This is a genomic window from Brevibacillus sp. HB1.1 (assembly GCF_013332445.1).
GTDB lineage: Bacteria > Bacillota > Bacilli > Brevibacillales > Brevibacillaceae > Brevibacillus > Brevibacillus porteri.
Genome location: NZ_JABMIV010000004.1, coordinates 1 through 15,457 on the forward strand (window position 1 = coordinate 1; position 15,457 = coordinate 15,457).

General features: G+C 49.8%; 15 protein-coding genes. All 15 read right to left on the reverse strand.

The window, feature by feature from the left end:
• Positions 1–334: 334 nt before the first annotated feature.
• Positions 335–901, reverse strand: coding sequence for a GNAT family N-acetyltransferase (locus tag HPY27_RS12585; protein ID WP_017252221.1), 567 nt, complete (start codon positions 899–901; stop codon positions 335–337).
• A gap of 159 nt (positions 902–1,060) precedes the next feature.
• Positions 1,061–1,705, reverse strand: coding sequence for a bifunctional phosphoribosyl-AMP cyclohydrolase/phosphoribosyl-ATP diphosphatase HisIE (gene hisIE / locus HPY27_RS12590; protein WP_017252222.1), 645 nt, complete (start codon positions 1,703–1,705; stop codon positions 1,061–1,063).
• The gene (hisF, locus tag HPY27_RS12595) at positions 1,702–2,460 is read right to left on the reverse strand and encodes an imidazole glycerol phosphate synthase subunit HisF (RefSeq protein ID WP_174225139.1); all 759 of its coding nucleotides are present in this window, start codon (positions 2,458–2,460) and stop codon (positions 1,702–1,704) included. The genes hisIE and hisF overlap by 4 nt, the downstream gene beginning before the upstream one ends.
• Positions 2,450–3,199: a 1-(5-phosphoribosyl)-5-[(5-phosphoribosylamino)methylideneamino]imidazole-4-carboxamide isomerase gene (gene hisA, locus HPY27_RS12600; protein ID WP_174225140.1), complete on the reverse strand. Its 750-nt coding sequence runs from the start codon at positions 3,197–3,199 to the stop codon at positions 2,450–2,452. The genes hisF and hisA overlap by 11 nt, the downstream gene beginning before the upstream one ends.
• Positions 3,196–3,810 (reverse strand): imidazole glycerol phosphate synthase subunit HisH, encoded by a 615-nt coding sequence (gene hisH, locus HPY27_RS12605; protein ID WP_069850755.1) that lies wholly within the window; start codon positions 3,808–3,810, stop codon positions 3,196–3,198. Before hisH ends, hisA begins: the two co-directional genes overlap by 4 nt.
• A gap of 1 nt (position 3,811) precedes the next feature.
• Positions 3,812–4,411, reverse strand: coding sequence for an imidazoleglycerol-phosphate dehydratase HisB (hisB, locus tag HPY27_RS12610; RefSeq protein WP_174225141.1), 600 nt, complete (start codon positions 4,409–4,411; stop codon positions 3,812–3,814).
• Positions 4,408–5,706, reverse strand: coding sequence for a histidinol dehydrogenase (hisD, locus tag HPY27_RS12615; protein WP_174225142.1), 1,299 nt, complete (start codon positions 5,704–5,706; stop codon positions 4,408–4,410). The genes hisB and hisD overlap by 4 nt, the downstream gene beginning before the upstream one ends.
• A 19-nt stretch (positions 5,707–5,725) precedes the next feature.
• Entirely contained in the window at positions 5,726–6,373 is a 648-nt protein-coding gene (gene hisG, locus HPY27_RS12620) for an ATP phosphoribosyltransferase (RefSeq protein ID WP_017252228.1), read from the reverse strand.
• A 3-nt stretch (positions 6,374–6,376) separates the two neighbouring features.
• Entirely contained in the window at positions 6,377–7,552 is a 1,176-nt protein-coding gene (locus tag HPY27_RS12625; RefSeq protein ID WP_174225143.1) for an ATP phosphoribosyltransferase regulatory subunit, read from the reverse strand.
• Positions 7,553–7,732: 180 nt separating this feature from the next.
• Positions 7,733–8,236, reverse strand: coding sequence for an acyltransferase (locus HPY27_RS12630; protein WP_017252230.1), 504 nt, complete (start codon positions 8,234–8,236; stop codon positions 7,733–7,735).
• A 15-nt stretch (positions 8,237–8,251) separates the two neighbouring features.
• A complete protein-coding gene (gene hprK / locus HPY27_RS12635) occupies positions 8,252–9,187 on the reverse strand; it encodes an HPr(Ser) kinase/phosphatase (RefSeq protein ID WP_017252231.1) in 936 nt (311 codons plus the stop codon).
• Positions 9,188–9,342: 155 nt separating this feature from the next.
• Positions 9,343–9,711 carry a phage holin family protein gene (locus tag HPY27_RS12640; protein ID WP_174225144.1) on the reverse strand — a complete coding sequence of 123 codons (369 nt, stop codon included), beginning with the start codon at positions 9,709–9,711 and terminating at the stop codon, positions 9,343–9,345.
• Between the two features lie 39 nt (positions 9,712–9,750).
• Positions 9,751–10,380 carry an HD domain-containing protein gene (locus HPY27_RS12645; protein ID WP_174225145.1) on the reverse strand — a complete coding sequence of 210 codons (630 nt, stop codon included), beginning with the start codon at positions 10,378–10,380 and terminating at the stop codon, positions 9,751–9,753.
• 66 nt (positions 10,381–10,446) lie between these two features.
• A complete protein-coding gene (gene uvrA, locus HPY27_RS12650; protein ID WP_173623378.1) occupies positions 10,447–13,314 on the reverse strand; it encodes an excinuclease ABC subunit UvrA in 2,868 nt (955 codons plus the stop codon).
• A gap of 15 nt (positions 13,315–13,329) precedes the next feature.
• Positions 13,330–15,306: an excinuclease ABC subunit UvrB gene (uvrB, locus tag HPY27_RS12655; protein ID WP_174225146.1), complete on the reverse strand. Its 1,977-nt coding sequence runs from the start codon at positions 15,304–15,306 to the stop codon at positions 13,330–13,332.
• Positions 15,307–15,457 lie beyond the last annotated feature (151 nt).

The following is a 15,457-nucleotide window of genomic DNA, read 5'->3' on the forward strand; positions in this document are numbered from 1 at the left end:
GAATAATCTATCACATATAAAACTCTAAATCAAGAGTGTTTTTAAAAGTTTTTTTACCGATAAACGAGCAACAGCTAAAATACCGCGATACGAAAGGAAAAAGAGCGAGAATCCTATCTCGCTCTTTCTATTAATTATCTCTACTATTTTCAAGCTTGAACGACATATCCATTTCTTTTCTTGCTAGCTTGCAGGAAATCCATCCCCACAATGATAGAAGCAATCATCATAAACAGCAAAGTCATAAACAAGCTTCCCAAGCCCATCATTAAAATAATATTAGCCAGCTTTAAGCCTAATCCTGAGTGCCTCATGAATTTTCGACAACAGGGACCTATTCCTTCGCTCGCTGATAAAACTCTTCACGTAGTAGCCCCATCATAATGGTGTCATAATACTGCCCATCTACATATTCATTTTGGCGCAGTCGGCCTTCTATCACAAAGCCTGATTTTTCATAAGCGCGAATGGCACGCGTATTTCCGCTCCACGTATCCAGCTGCACCCGATTCAAGTTCAACTTGGAAAAGAGGAAGTCGAGCAGGAGGCGCAACGTATCTGTACCGTAGCCTTTGCTCCAATACTCTTTTGCCATGATCGCAATGCCAATTGTTGCGGCCCTCGTAATTGGATTCACATCTCGGTAATCACAATTTCCAATGTGCTCTCCGTCCAAGGTATAGACAGAGAATACAAACCTCTTTAATTTATCATCCAGCCGTGAAGCACGAACGTTTTCCTCATACATGGCTTTCAGTGAGTCGAGCGAAACATAACTATAGGTTACCAGACTTGAGCCCGCTGCCCATTTGGCCGCTTCTTCATCGTTGCGCCAATGGAAAAGTCTCTCCATATCCTCAGCAATAACTGGCCGTAATTCTACTAAATTCCCTTTGATCATTTGGTATCCTACCCTTCGATTGGTGTTTGAAAATGGAGTCTCTTTGGTTTGAAGTGAACTTGAATTTATTCATGGTCACCACACCTTTCGCAGTAAGATACCGATTATTCTAACAAAAAAACCACGCTCTGGAAACAGAGGTGGTTATTACTTTATTTGTTAACGACGCCTCTGAAGCTCCGTCAGCACTTCATCCAGCGGCAGCTTTTGCTCCCGTAACAAAACCATTAAGTGAAAGATCAGATCAGAAGCCTCATACCGCAGCTCCTCACGACTTCGATTTTTCGCTGCAATAATGACCTCGGCAGCCTCTTCCCCGACCTTTTTCAGGATTTTGTCTACGCCTTTTTCGAACAAGTAGGTAGTATAGGAGCCTTCCGGACGCTCTGCCTCCCGCGCAGCAATCAGTTCTTCGAGCTCACCCAAGATTGCAAACCGATCTGCTTGTACCGGCTCCTCATCTGTATCGGTGAGAACTTCCTGCGAGAAACAGCTGTAAGCTCCCGTATGGCAAGCAGGCCCGTTCGGCTCGACCATCACAACCAGTGCATCTCCGTCGCAATCATACCGCATGGAAACGATCCGCTGCGTATGACCCGAGGTCTCACCCTTGTGCCACAATTGTTGTCGGGAACGGCTCCAAAACCATGTTTCTTTGGTCTCTAATGACTTTTGTAGCGATTCTTCATTCATATAGGCAAGCGTTAAGACTGTCTTGCTTCCGGCATCCTGCACGATGACAGGAAGCAAACCCTTTTCGTCAAAACGCAATTTTTCCACTGCAAATGCTTCTGCTCCTGTCATGGTCGTACGACAACTCCTTTGCTTTGCAAATACTCTTTCACCGAGTGAATCGACGTCTCGTCATAGTGAAAAATGGAAGCGGCAAGCGCGGCATCTGCCTTTCCTTGCGTCAGCACATCGTAAAAATGCTCCCTTGAGCCCGCTCCACCAGAAGCAATGACCGGAATTCCGACCGCTTCTGATACCCGCTTGGTCAACTCGAGTCCAAAGCCTTTCTTTTCTCCATCGCCGTCCATGCTGGTCAAAAGGATTTCGCCCGCTCCGAGCGCCTCTGCCTCCTGCGCCCAACGGATGACGTCTCTCCCCGTCGCATTCCGTCCACCGTGGGTATACACTTCCCAGCGATCTTCCCCGACACTTCTCGCGTCGATCGCTACGACGATACATTGTGAGCCGAAGACCGTCGCTCCCTCGCGGATCAATTCCGGACGCAAAACAGCTGCTGTATTCAACGAGATTTTGTCCGCACCCGCACGCAATATCCTTTTCATATCGTCGACGCTGTTAATGCCACCACCAACCGTGAAAGGAATCGTAATGTTTGCGGCCGTTTTTTCGATGACATCCACCATTGTCTTGCGCCCTTCGTGGGACGCAGAAATGTCGAGAAAGATCAGCTCGTCTGCTCTCTCTTCACTATACTTCTTTGCCAGTTCAACCGGGTCTCCTGCATCGCGAAGTCCGACAAACTGCACGCCTTTTACCACCCGTCCGTCTTTTACATCGAGGCACGGGATGATTCGTTTAGCCAGCATGCGATTCACGCCCCTCCATACGCTGGAGCGCTTCTTCCAATGTAAAAGCGTCCGTGTAGAGTGCTTTGCCAACAATGGCGCCAGAGACTCCGTTCGAAGCATGGGCAGCCAGCGTCAACAAGTCGTCCAGTTGGCTGACGCCTCCCGAGGCGATCACCGATTTACCTGTAGCCATCGCCAATGCTGCAATTTCTTCTACATTGGGTCCTGTCATCGTGCCATCACGGGCGATATCGGTGTAAATAAACGTCTCGGCACCATACGTAACCAACCGTTTGGCAAGCACTGTCGCTAGCACATCTGTCGTGGTCAACCAACCTCTGGTAGCCACCAGCCCATTCCGGCAGTCCAGACCAATCGCGATTTTGTCCCCATCGTTTTGAAGAATTCGCTTCGTAAAAGGCTCGTCTTCGATTGCAGCAGTCCCGACGATCACTCGCGCGACGCCTGATTCCAAATAGTCCGCAATCTGCTCTTCTGTTCGAATACCGCCCCCAACCTGCACGGGTACAGGGATCGAGCGCGCTATCTCTTTGATGAGCGCTGCATTTGCAGGCTTGCCTTCCTTTGCCCCATCCAAATCTACGAGATGAACCCAGGAAGCCCCTTGTTCTACCCAGCGCTTCGCCATCGCGAGCGGCGAATCAGCATACACTGTCTCTTGCCCGTAATCTCCTTGGAAAAGTCGAACACACTTGCCCCCGCGAATATCGATCGCCGGATAAACGATAAAGCTCATGTCAAAACCCCCTCGCATTGAACGGCAAAGTTACGCAGCAGTAGCATTCCTGTCTCTCCGCTCTTTTCCGGGTGAAACTGCATACCATATACGTTGTCACGATTCACAATGGCCGTGACGTCCTGGTGATAGTCACTCGTCGCAAGCAAGACATCAGACTGGCACAGGACATGATACGAATGGACAAAATAAACGTAATCGCCATCCTGCACACCGTTTAGTAACGGTTGCTTTTGCTTTATCATCAGTTGGTTCCAGCCCATGTGCGGTACCTTGTAATCCCCGCGAAAACGAACGACCTCACCACCGAGCAGTCCCAAGCCCGTATGCTCGCCATGCTCCGCACTTTTCTCAAATAAGAGCTGCATACCGAGACAAATGCCCAAGATTGGACGACCTGTTACTACGTATCCCTTGATCGCTTGCTCTAATCCAAGCTCACGTATGTTGGCGATAGCATCCCCGAACGCCCCGACTCCCGGCAAAATCAACCCGCTATATTGCTGTAGACGCTCTGCTTGAGAGACGAACTCGTACGAATAGCCCAGCCTTTCCAACGCCTTGCTCAAGCTGTACAAATTCCCCATGCCGTAATCGATGATGCCAATCATGTTACAAAACCCCTTTTGTTGACGGGACCCCTTTTACACGCGGATCGATCGTCGTCGCTTCATCCAGTGCACGGCCCAGCGCTTTGAAAATCGCCTCGATCATGTGATGCGTATTGTGACCGTAGTGCAGGATCACATGCAGATTGATCCGCGCCTCCAGTGCGAGCTTCCATAAAAATTCGTGTACCAGCTCCGTCGGAAACTGACCAACCATATTCGTAGGGTACGTAGCGCGATAATCCAGATGAGGACGGTTGCTGATGTCAATGACGACCTGCGCTAGCGCGTCATCCATCGGGACAAACGCATTTCCATAACGCTTGATGCCTTTCTTGTCTCCCAACGCTTCCCGCAGAGCATGCCCAAGACAAATCCCGATATCCTCCACCGTGTGGTGATAGTCGATTTCGATATCTCCCTTTGCCTTGACAGTCAGGTCAAAATGTCCGTGTCGGGTAAACAGGTCTAGCATATGATCCAGAAATGGAACACCCGAATTTTGCTTGCTCTCACCCGCGCCGTCTACACCAAAGGAAAGCGCGATCTGCGTCTCATTCGTATTGCGTTCGATCTGTGCTGCACGTTGTTTCCCTTCACTCATCTCTTTTCACTCTCCTGCTCTTCGGTCTCAAAATCTCGCAATCGCGCAAGGATAGCTCGACCGTGCCCAGACAATCCTTCCTGCTCTGCTAGTACCACAATTTTATGTCCATTGTCTCGCAAATCTCGCTTGCTGTAGGAAACAACACTCGACTTCTTGATAAAATCATCCACGGATAATGGCGAGGAGAATCGCGCCGTTCCATTCGTAGGAATCACATGATTGGTACCGGCAAAATAATCGCCGACTGGCTCTGAGCTGTATGGGCCGAGGAAAATCGCACCTGCATTTTCCACTTTTCCGAGATACTCAAACGGCTCCGCCATCATGATTTCCAAATGCTCAGGTGCGATACGGTTGATGACGGCAAACCCTTCGTCCAAATCGTCGACGAGTAAAATAGCGCCGTAGTCGCGTATCGCCGCTTCCGCAATCGATTTGCGTGGAAGATCGGCAAGCTGTCGCTCGATTTCCTGTGACACCTGCTCCGCCAACGATTTTGATGTCGTAACCAATATAGCGGCTGACATCGGATCATGCTCAGCTTGAGACAGCAGGTCTGCCGCAACGTATTGCGGGTTGGCCGTTTCATCTGCGATCACCGCAATTTCACTTGGCCCTGCCACCATGTCGATACTGACCAATCCGAATACTTCTCGCTTTGCCAGTGCCACGAAAATATTGCCAGGCCCGACGATTTTATCAACCGCTTTGATTTGCTCCGTTCCGTAGGTCAGTGCCGCGATTGCCTGTGCCCCACCTACCTTGTATATCTCGGTCACATCTGCGATTTGAGCCGCAACGAGTATCGCAGGGTTGATTTTCCCATCCGCTCCTGGTGGTGTCGTAATGACGACTTCTGGAACACCTGCGATTTTCGCAGGGATGGCATTCATCAGTACGCTGGAAGGATAAGCAGCCGTTCCGCCTGGTACATACAATCCAGCGCGCTGCAACGGACGTATCAGTTGGCCCAGCAATGTGCCACTCTCTTTGGTGGTAAACCAGGACTGACGCACTTGCCGCTCGTGAAACGCCCGAATATTTTCGGCTGCTTCCCTCAATGCTGCCTTTACTTGTGGAGAAACGAGCTCACTTGCTTCTGCAAATTCGCCTTCGCTCACCCGGAAGTTTTGTAGAAGCACACGATCAAATCGTTCCGTGTAATAGCGCAGCGCTTCGTCCCCTTGCTGGCGAACCGAGGTGAGGATTGCCTTCACCGCTTCTTGCTGTTCTCTCGTCCCTGCGTCTACCGATCGTTTCCCGTCATACTGGCTGGCTGACATGATACGCATGGCTGTCTCCCCTTTTTCTCTAGTTCCCGCGAGGAACGACCTCTAAAAATTTTCCAGCGATCTCATCCACCGCTTCACTTTTCATCCGATAGCTGGCTCGATTGGCAATCAGCCTCGTCGTAATTTCACAAATGCTCTCCAGTTCGACCAATCCATTTTCCCGCAATGTCCTACCTGTTGAGACAATATCCACAATACGATCAGCCAGTCCAATCATCGGTGCAAGCTCTACGGAACCATTCAGCTTGATTACTTCAACCTGCTGTCCCTGCTCACGAAAATAACGTGACGCAATCTTCGGATATTTCGTCGCAACACGCAGCGCTTCCGTCGGTTTCCAATCTGGTAGACCCGCTACCATCATGCGACAATAGCCGATATGCAAATCCAACAGCTCGTAAACATCTCGTTCTTCTTCCAATAAAACATCCTTGCCAACCACACCAACGTCAGCCACCCCATACTCGACATAAGTAGGAACATCGGTAGGCTTCGCCATAATGAATTCGAGCTTGGCATTTTTCACAGGAATGATCAGTTTACGAGAATCTTGTAGATCCGCAGTAACCTGCAAACCAGCCTGCTGGAGGAAGTGGACGGCCTCTTCAAAAATCCGCCCTTTTGGCATGGCGATCGTCAGCTTTTGGTCGTTTTTCGTAAGTGCCATCTCCTACTCCCCCTGTTGTGTTATGCAAATGACCTTGGTAAATCCCGCTTCTTGGCCAACCTGTTTCTCATCTATTTTGGAGACGAGACGTGTCACCACTACGAGCCCGTCCTCACGCAATTGCTGTGCCTCTGCCAAAGCGGCACTGCGGCAATCCTCCGTGTAAACAAGCAACACGCGAGCATGTGCTTGCCTTTTTACCAAAGGAGTGACCTGAAGCAGCCGATCCATCTTGATCGCAAAGCCTGTGGCGGGTGCAGCACGCCCAAATTGGGAGAGCAATTGATCGTAGCGTCCTCCGCCCAATAGTGGGGAGCCCAAGTCCGCAGCGTACCCTTCGAAAACAACGCCTGTATAGTAGTTCAAATTGATGATCAGATTGAAATCAATCAACAAATCTTCGGTCACTCCGTAGGCTTCTAACGACTCCCACAAGGAAGCAATCGTCTCGACTGCCCTCCCTGCCTTTCCCTTGCCTGCCAGTTCGCGGGCGACCTCAATCTTCCCTTTTCCCCCTTGCAGGCGCAATAAGGATTCCAATCGGCTTTTTGCCTCCGTAGGGATGTCTACTGTCGCGAGTAGCTGCCGGAAGCCAACGAAGTCCCGTTCGTACAAAAACTGTCGGAATTGATTGCGAATAGGCTCATCCTCAATCTCTTCCTCCAAAAGACCGTCTACGAAATCAACATGCCCAATGGCAATGCGGAATGTTTCCACACCCGCTGCCCGCAAGCAAAACACAGCAAGCGCAATGGCTTCTGCATCCGCATCGACAGACGCATCTCCGATTAGCTCGATCCCGGTTTGAGAAAACTCTGCATTCCGTCCCGCTTCCTTTTCTTGTGCCCGAAACACATTTGCCTGGTAATACAACCGAATTGGCAATGCAACATCTTTATAAAGGGAGGAAACAACCCTTGCAATTGGCGTTGTCATATCTGGACGCAGGACTACGGTATGGCCTTGTTTATCCAGGAGGCGAAACATCCGGTCTGTTAATGTTGCACTTGCTGCTCCTACCGTATCGAAGTATTCCAGAGAGGGTGTGGATATTTCGTCATAGCCCCATCTCTCGATACACCGCCTCAGCTCCCGCTCCAAGTGCCGTTGTTTCGCCAGTGATTCCGGCAGTATGTCCCGCATCCCGAGCGGCTTTTCGAATCCCAACGGCTTTGCCATCTTTGTTCCCTCCATCGCATTCGCTTTACTCTGCTAATATGGTAACAAACTAAAGTGTTATGAAGAAGATTACCACGACGAGAATCTTAGGTCAACCAAGATAAGAATAGTCGGAAAATTTAACACAAAACAAAAACCGCCAGGATAAGCACCTGACGGCTGAACACAATGGAAGAGACGCTACATGACTTCTTCCTCTGAAGCTTTCATTCGAATAAGCTGCATGGGGTTCCCACCTACAAAGGCACCAGGCGGGACATCTTTATGAACAACCGTTCCCGCTGCGACAATGGCCCCTTTGCCAATCGTTACTCCAGGCAAAATGGTAGTGTTGGCCCCCACTAGGACAGCATCCTCAATAATCACTTCTCCCAAACGGTATTCATCTATTAAATATTCATGCGCAAGTATGGTCGTATTGTACCCGATCACGCAATTACGGCCGATCTTGATTTTCTCCGGAAACATGATATCCATCATCACCATCAGCGCAACCGCACTATGCTGGCCTACTTCCATACGCAAAAATGTGCGGTACATCCAGTTCTTCCATGAAACAATCGGCGTATATCTCGAGAGTTGGATGACGATGAAATTTTTCATGACTTTCCAGAAGCTTACCGTTCGATACATGTGCCAAAGCGGATTTACCCCATTTACGGGATAACGTGTTGTCTTCCTCATATGCGTCTCTTTCTCCTACAAGTCAGAATCGGCATCTTCTAAAATGGCATTCGACTGTTTGCGTGTGAAGTGCATTGCTGCGTTGTAACCCATCCGTTTCAGACGGAAGTTCATCGCTGCAACCTCAATGATGACTGCCAAGTTTCGTCCTGGTCGAACAGGAACGGTAATAATCGGAATTTCGGTATCCATGATCTTCAATGTTTCCTCATCGAGCCCCAACCGCTCGTACATTTTATGTGGCTCCCACAGCTCTAGCTGAACAACCATCTCGATGTTTTTCACATTGCGCACGGCACCAGCACCAAACATCGTCATAATGTTGATAATCCCCACACCGCGGATTTCCAAGAGATGCTGAATCAGCTCAGGAGCGCTACCACTTAGCTGCCCACCCTGTGTCTGCTTAATCTCCACTGCGTCATCTGCTACGAGTCGGTGTCCGCGCTTTACAAGCTCAAGTGCGGCTTCACTCTTCCCGATCCCGCTCGATCCCATAATCAAAACGCCGACGCCATAAATGTCTGTGAGTACCCCATGAATCGTCGTCGTTGGTGCAAGACGATTCTCCAGGAAGTTGGTCACTTTCCCGACTAGCGTCGTCGTTGCCAGCGGGGACTGAAGTACAGGTACCCCCAACCGATTGGAAACGTTAATCATCTCTTCAGGCACCATCTGATTACGGGTCACACAGAAGCAAGGAACCTGACTTTGCATGAGAAAATTCATCCGTTCCAGCCGTTCCTCTGGGGTCAGCGTCTGAAAAAAGTTGATTTCCGTCAAGCCGAACAATTGAATTCGCTCTTCCACAAAGTACGAATAGTAACCGGCTAACTGCAGGCCGGGACGACTCAAATCCGTTACGGTAATCTCACGCCCCAAGCCCTCTTCCCCGCTCAAGATCGTCATATTGAAATGGTCCACTAGATGGCTCACATTCGTCTTACGCATGAATCTTCCCCCTCACATGGGATTTTCCGTCCCTATGGTTGTGTCTCTATTGTATCGAAACCTCTGTACTTACGACAACCTAATAAGACCGAGCATCCTTATTAGGCAAAAACCCCGCGACTCGTTTGAGAGAATACGGGGCTTTTTCGAACATACTATCTCTTTTCTCTTTTCATCCCTACCACAACTTCAATGAGGTAGCCAAAAATACTCATCAGTGCTGCTGCTACGATGACAGTCCCAATGTTGTCAGGCCATGGCCCCACTTCAAATCCATCAATAAAGTAGGCTGTCAACGCAAACGTCACAGCATTAATGACAAACCAGAACAAACCGATCGTCAATACTTGCAAGGGAAAAGTAAAAAACAGGAGAATCGGCCGAATCACGGTGTTTACCATCCCCAATATCAACGTAGCCCATAGTGCTACTGTGAAATTCGCGACATGAATGGAGTGGAACCACTTGCTGATCAGAAGTAGCGCAGCCCCATTTAAAAGCATTTTGATTATCCAGCGGCTCATGGTGCATTCCCCCTATACAGTCTTGCCTTCGCGCAACGATTAACGAATCCCCGTTACTTCCCATTCCCATTGCTCAAAAAACGTTGTCATGAATCGATGCCTGTCTTCGGCGATTTTCTGGGCAGTCTTGGTGAAAAGCTTGTCTTTGATGCGCTGCAGCTTCCAAGTGTATTCCTTATACGGTGTATGCTGATTGGGATCATCCGATTGTATGGGTTGCCCAATAACCCCAGTATAAGCAAAAACCCGAGCCACTCCAATAGCCCCAATCGAATCCAGCTTGTCGGCATCAAACAGGATCTTTTCTTCCAAAGTATGTGGAGGTCGTTCTTTGCGAAAACGATGGGCGAGAATTGTAGACTGTACACGTGAGATAAATTCTTCCGTCATACTGCGTTCGGAGAGCCATACCCCTGCTAGTCTTGCGCTGATTTCGGCATGGCACTCTCCTGTTTGCCGTTCTTCTGCTCTCCCGATGTCATGCAGCAAAGCAGCGAGGCGCAGCACTTCCATATCTGCCCCTTCCTCGCGACCAATCCGCTCACACATCGCCATCACACGCAAATTATGCTGCCAATCGTGTGCAGGATCTTGTCCATCAAAGCGCTTCTGTGCTTCTGCCACCAGATCGGCAGGTAGTGCGGCAAGAGAATCCTTCACGTAATCCATCTTTTCCTCCCCCTTTACGTCCACCTAGAAAAGATGCCCCCCTGGATCAGGGAGGCTATCTCTTGATTACTTCGAAACGAATTGCTCTAGCTTGGCATTCGTCCGTTCTCTATCTCGTTCCAAAATCGGCTTCAAATAGATACCCGTATAAGAGCCTTCTAGTTTGGCCACTTCTTCAGGTGTGCCCGTTCCGATAATCTCTCCACCGCGAGTACCGCCCTCTGGTCCTAAATCCACGATGTAGTCAACCGTTTTGATCACGTCGAGATTGTGCTCGATGACAAGAACCGTCTCACCGTTTTCAACCAATCGTTGCAATACCTTCAACAAACGATCAATGTCATCTGTATGCAGACCCGTTGTCGGTTCATCCAGGATGTAAAGCGTACGTCCTGTACTGCGGCGATACAGTTCAGAAGCGAGCTTGACGCGTTGCGCTTCCCCGCCAGAGAGCGTCGTAGCAGGCTGCCCAAGCTTTACGTATCCTAGCCCTACATCTACAATCGTCTGTAGTTTGCGCTCAATCTTTGGCAGGTTGCGGAAAAACTCTACGCCATCCTCAATGGTCATTTCCAGCACATCTGCAATGTTCTTGCCTTTGTATTTTACATCGAGCGTCTCGCGATTGTAGCGTTTGCCATGGCAAACTTCGCAAGGCACATACACATCCGGCAAAAAGTGCATCTCGATTTTAATGATCCCATCACCACTGCACGCTTCACAACGGCCACCCTTGACGTTAAAGCTGAAGCGACCTTTTTTATAGCCGCGCACTTTGGCTTCGTTGGTGGAAGCAAACAGGTCGCGAATATCATCAAAGACACCTGTATATGTCGCCGGATTGGAACGCGGTGTACGTCCAATTGGAGATTGGTCGATGTCGATCACCTTATCCAGATGCTCCAGTCCTAGGATGCGACGATGCTCCCCTGGCTTCACTTTTGCCTTATTCAAATCGCGAGCCAGTGTCTTTTGCAAAATTTCATTGATCAATGTACTTTTTCCTGAACCAGATACACCTGTTACGGCAACAAAAACGCCTAAAGGAAGCTTCGCAGTGACGTTTTTCAGGTTGTTTTCCTTCGCGCCCTCAATCTTGATCCATTTGTCCGAAGGCTTGCGACGCTCCATCGGAACAGGGATGAATTTGCGCCCACTCAAATAGGCACCAGTCAAGGAGTTAGGGTCCTTCATGACTTCATCCGGTGTTCCTGCCGCGACAATTTGACCGCCATGTATGCCGGCGCCCGGTCCAATATCAATAATATAATCGCAAGCCATCATCGTATCTTCGTCATGCTCGACGACGATCAATGTATTCCCCAGCTTGGTCATATGCTCCAGCGTCTTGATCAGACGCGCGTTATCCCGCTGATGTAGTCCGATACTCGGCTCATCCAAAATGTAGAGAACGCCCATCAGACTAGAGCCGATCTGTGTAGCCAGTCGAATCCGCTGCGCTTCTCCCCCGGACAATGTTCCCGCCGCACGGCTCAGCGTCAAGTAATCCAGTCCGACATCAATCAAGAAGTTCAGTCGCGCCTTGATTTCTTTTACGATCAGGTTCGCGATCTTCGTTTCCCGCTCTGTCAGTTCCAGCCCACCGACAAACTGATGCGCATCGAGAATCGACAGCGTAGTCAGCTCGGAAATGCTGCGCTCCCCGACCTTTACCGCCAAGCTCTCTTGACGCAAACGTTGGCCTTTGCAGACAGGACACGCCTTTTGGCTCATGAAGCCTTCGATTTGTTCACGGATGTAATCTGAGCTCGTCTCCAAATGACGTCGTTGCAGATTAATGACGACACCCTCGAACGGTACGACCGCCTCACGCACTTGCCCGAACTCGTTCTCATAGCGGAAGTGAATTTTTTCGCCTTCACTGCCGTACATCAAGATTTGTCGGTGCGCTGCTGTAAGCTCCTCGTATGGCACATCCATCCGAATGTTAAAGTGGCGGCAAGCTGATTCCAACAATTGTTGATAGTAAGTAGAAGTCTTCGGCTCCCATGCGCCAATCGCCCCATCATCGAGCGTCTTCGTCGCATCGGGAACGACCATATCCGGGTCTACCTCCAACTTGACACCCAGTCCATCACACTCCGAACAAGCACCAAACGGGCTGTTAAAGGAGAAAATCCGCGGCTCTAGCTCCCCGATGGAGAATCCACAAATCGCGCAAGCATGCTTTTCACTGAACAGCAGCTCTTCTTGCTCCATTACATCGACGATGACCTTGCCATCTGCTAAGCGAAGTGCCGTTTCCAAGGAGTCTGCGAGACGCGCCTGTACATCCGGCTTCACGACGATCCGGTCAACGACAACCTCAATGTTATGCTTCTTGTTCTTTTCCAGCTTGATGTCTTCGGACAGATCGGTAATTTCACCATTGACCCGCACACGGACGAAACCTTGCTTGCGGATGTCCTCGAACAACTTGACGTGCTCTCCCTTGCGTCCTTGTACCATCGGCGCGAGAATCTGCATTTTCGTGCGCTCAGGATACTCCAATAGTCGATCGACCATTTGTTCAATGGTCTGAGATTGGATCTCGATGCCATGCTCCGGGCAAACCGCTCTCCCAACACGCGCATACAAAAGGCGCAAATAGTCGTAGATTTCCGTAACCGTACCTACCGTGGAGCGAGGGTTGCGGCTCGTTGTTTTCTGGTCAATCGAGATCGCAGGGGAAAGTCCCTCAATCGAATCCACGTCCGGCTTGTCCATCTGCCCAAGAAATTGACGGGCGTATGCAGACAGAGACTCGACATAGCGTCGTTGTCCCTCTGCGTAAATCGTGTCAAAAGCAAGCGAGGACTTACCCGAGCCAGACAAACCCGTCAGAACGACGAATTTGTCCCTCGGAATGACTACATCAATATTTTTCAGATTGTGGGCACGTGCACCCTTTACGACAATATGTTCTAATGGCATGAAAAAAACCTCTCCTTAGAGTTCCGCCTTCAGCTCAAGAATCAAATCACGCAATTCGGCCGCACGCTCGAACATAAGGTTGCGTGCCGCTTCCTTCATTTCTTCTTCCATACGTTCTATAACAGCCACGCGATCCTTCTTCGGCATTTTCTTAAAGTCTGCATGTGGCAAGTAATCTGCTTTTTCCTCCGCTACCTTGGTCGCCTCGATCACTTCGCGGACGGACTTTTTCACGGTTTGCGGCGTGATGCCGTGCTCTTCATTGTAAGCCATCTGAATGGAACGACGACGTTCTGTCTCTCGAATCGCAGAGGTCATCGAATCTGTCATTTTGTCCGCGTACATGATAACGCGTCCCTCTGAGTTCCGCGCAGCCCGACCAATCGTCTGAATCAGCGAACGCTCATTGCGCAGGAAGCCTTCCTTGTCTGCATCCAAAATCGCCACAAGCGATACTTCCGGCAAGTCCAAGCCTTCCCGCAAGAGGTTGATTCCGACTAGCACGTCAAACTCACCCAAGCGCAATGAACGTAATATTTGCATCCGCTCAATCGTTTTAATATCCGAGTGAAGATAGCGGACCTTGATTCCGATTTCTTTCAGATAGTCCGTCAAATCCTCAGACATTTTCTTCGTCAGAGTCGTGACGAGAATCCGCTCATTTTTCGCAATCGTGGCTTGGATTTCGCCAATCAAATCGTCAATCTGTCCCTTGATCGGACGTACCGTAACCGTTGGGTCAATCAAGCCTGTCGGACGAATCACCTGCTGCACCATTTCTGGGCTGTGCTCCAGCTCATAAGGACCCGGCGTAGCTGAAATGTAAATCGCTTGTTTCAGCTTTCCTTCAAACTCCTCGAACTTGAGTGGGCGGTTATCGCGTGCAGAAGGCAGACGGAATCCGTGATCGACCAGTACATCTTTCCGTGCGCGGTCACCGTTATACATCCCCCGAACCTGTGGCAAGGTCATATGCGACTCATCCATCATGACGATAAAATCTTCTGGGAAGTAATCCAACAAGGTATACGGAGCATGCCCGGCAGGCAGTCCTGTCAGATGGCGCGAGTAGTTTTCAATACCGGAGCAAAAGCCCATCTCCATCATCATCTCAATATCATACCGTGTACGTTGCTCCAGTCGCTGTGCTTCCAAGAGCTTTCCCGCATCACGGAATTCTTTCAGTCTTTCTTCCAGCTCGGCCTCGATGCTTTGGACAGCCAGCTTCATTTTCTCCTCGCGCGTCACATAGTGAGATTTAGGGAAGATGGCAATGTGATCACGCTGTCCCAAAATCTCGCCGGTCAGTACGTCAATCGAAGTAATCCGCTCTATTTCATCTCCAAAAAACTCAACGCGAATCGCCTGCTCACTCTCTGAGGCAGGGAAAATCTCCACGACGTCACCCCGCACACGGAACGTACCGCGCGTGAAGTTGATGTCGTTGCGTGTGTACTGGATATCGACCAGACGATGCAAAATCTCGTCCCGTCCTGTTTCCATGCCAACACGTAAAGACAAGAGCAACTCCCGATACTCTTCAGGCGAACCTAATCCGTAAATGCATGAGACGGAGGCAACAATGATGACATCTCGGCGTTCAAACAACGCACTGGTAGCCGAGTGACGGAGCTTGTCGATCTCGTCGTTAATGCTCGAGTCTTTTTCAATAAACGTATCCGAGTGGGGAATGTATGCTTCGGGTTGATAGTAATCGTAGTAGCTGACGAAGTATTCCACCGCGTTGTTCGGGAAAAACTCCTTAAACTCTGCACATAGCTGAGCGGCCAGAGTTTTGTTGTGTGCCATCACGAGTGTTGGCCTGTTCACCTGAGCAATTACCTGGGCAGCCGTAAAAGTCTTTCCCGTTCCCGTCGCCCCCAGCAATGTCTGGTGTCGCTTGCCAGCTTGTAACCCTGCCACCAGCTCGGCAATGGCGGTCGGCTGGTCACCGGACGGTTGAAACTCCGATACCAATTCAAAACGCTCCATTCCCTCGTTCATCTCCTCATAGCATGACTGTTTCTACTTCCATTATAACACAATTCCGGCTAGTTTAAGCCCAAAATTCGAACAAACGTTTGTCTTCATCTTTCCACCGATTTGTCCGATATAAGATGAAGGAAGTGCAAACATGCACAGA

What these genes read in the sequence shown, in the direction of transcription:
- hisD (WP_174225142.1), bottom strand. Translation starts at nt 5,706, where the DNA reads ATGCGTATCATGTCAGCCAGCCAGTATGACGGGAAACGATCGGTAGAC.
- HPY27_RS12625 (WP_174225143.1), bottom strand. Translation starts at nt 7,552, where the DNA reads ATGGCAAAGCCGTTGGGATTCGAAAAGCCGCTCGGGATGCGGGACATA.
- hisIE (WP_017252222.1), bottom strand. Translation starts at nt 1,705, where the DNA reads ATGACAGGAGCAGAAGCATTTGCAGTGGAAAAATTGCGTTTTGACGAA.
- HPY27_RS12585 (WP_017252221.1), bottom strand. Translation starts at nt 901, where the DNA reads ATGATCAAAGGGAATTTAGTAGAATTACGGCCAGTTATTGCTGAGGAT.
- hisA (WP_174225140.1), bottom strand. Translation starts at nt 3,199, where the DNA reads ATGAGCTTTATCGTTTATCCGGCGATCGATATTCGCGGGGGCAAGTGT.
- uvrB (WP_174225146.1), bottom strand. Translation starts at nt 15,306, where the DNA reads ATGGAGCGTTTTGAATTGGTATCGGAGTTTCAACCGTCCGGTGACCAG.
- uvrA (WP_173623378.1), bottom strand. Translation starts at nt 13,314, where the DNA reads ATGCCATTAGAACATATTGTCGTAAAGGGTGCACGTGCCCACAATCTG.
- hisF (WP_174225139.1), bottom strand. Translation starts at nt 2,460, where the DNA reads ATGCTGGCTAAACGAATCATCCCGTGCCTCGATGTAAAAGACGGACGG.
- HPY27_RS12645 (WP_174225145.1), bottom strand. Translation starts at nt 10,380, where the DNA reads ATGGATTACGTGAAGGATTCTCTTGCCGCACTACCTGCCGATCTGGTG.
- hisH (WP_069850755.1), bottom strand. Translation starts at nt 3,810, where the DNA reads ATGATTGGCATCATCGATTACGGCATGGGGAATTTGTACAGCTTGAGC.
- hisG (WP_017252228.1), bottom strand. Translation starts at nt 6,373, where the DNA reads ATGGCACTTACGAAAAACGACCAAAAGCTGACGATCGCCATGCCAAAA.
- hisB (WP_174225141.1), bottom strand. Translation starts at nt 4,411, where the DNA reads ATGAGTGAAGGGAAACAACGTGCAGCACAGATCGAACGCAATACGAAT.
- HPY27_RS12630 (WP_017252230.1), bottom strand. Translation starts at nt 8,236, where the DNA reads ATGAGGAAGACAACACGTTATCCCGTAAATGGGGTAAATCCGCTTTGG.
- HPY27_RS12640 (WP_174225144.1), bottom strand. Translation starts at nt 9,711, where the DNA reads ATGAGCCGCTGGATAATCAAAATGCTTTTAAATGGGGCTGCGCTACTT.
- hprK (WP_017252231.1), bottom strand. Translation starts at nt 9,187, where the DNA reads ATGCGTAAGACGAATGTGAGCCATCTAGTGGACCATTTCAATATGACG.